Source organism: Streptomyces sp. NPDC094147 (genome assembly GCF_044764265.1).
Classification (GTDB): Bacteria; Actinomycetota; Actinomycetes; order Streptomycetales; family Streptomycetaceae; genus Streptomyces.
On record NZ_JBIWHT010000004.1, the window covers coordinates 1 to 648 of the forward strand.

At 67.6% G+C, this 648-nt stretch carries 1 rRNA gene and 1 pseudogene; one reads left to right on the plus strand and one right to left on the minus strand.

The window, feature by feature from the left end:
* Positions 1–92: ribosomal RNA gene (gene rrf, locus ACIQ8J_RS09070) — 5S ribosomal RNA — on the plus strand; the annotation flags it as partial.
* A 124-nt stretch (positions 93–216) separates the two neighbouring features.
* Here rrf and ACIQ8J_RS09075 read toward each other — a convergent pair.
* A pseudogene (locus tag ACIQ8J_RS09075) lies at positions 217–648 on the minus strand (hypothetical protein); the annotation flags it as partial.

The window sequence follows — 648 nt, forward strand, 5'->3', positions numbered from 1 at the left end:
CGCCCGGTTACATTCCGAACCCGGAAGCTAAGCCTTTCAGCGCCGATGGTACTGCAGGGGGGACCCTGTGGGAGAGTAGGACGCCGCCGAACAATATTTCAGGACCCTTGGTCCCAGCGTTCACGCTGGGACCAAGGGTCCTTTTGTTTTTCGCTTTGCTTTTTCCGAAGCGCGTCGGGCAGCCGACTGCGCGAGAATGACTGCAGTACCCGAAGACTAGGAGTCACGATGTCCACCAACTCTCCCGACGATCGTCCGGAGCGCGAGCCGCGCCGTCAGGACGGTGGTGACCGGGGCGGCTACCGCGGTGGTCGAGACGATCGCGGCCCGCGTCGGGACAACGACCGAGGTGGCTACGGCGGACGTCGTGACGACAGTCGTGGTGGCTCCTCCGGCGGTGGCCACGCCCGTCGCGACGACCGTGGTGGTCGCCCGGCCGGCGGTGGCAGCTCGTACGGTCGTCGTGATGACCGTCCGGCGCCCCGGCGCGATGACGATCGTGGTGGCTTCCGCCGGGACGACAACCGCGGCGGTGGCGGTGGGTTCCGTCGTGATGACAGCCGTGGTGGGTCTTCCAGCGGTGGTTACGGGCGTCGTGACGACCGTCCGGCTCCGCGCCGGGACGACGATCGCGGTGGGTTCCGTCGT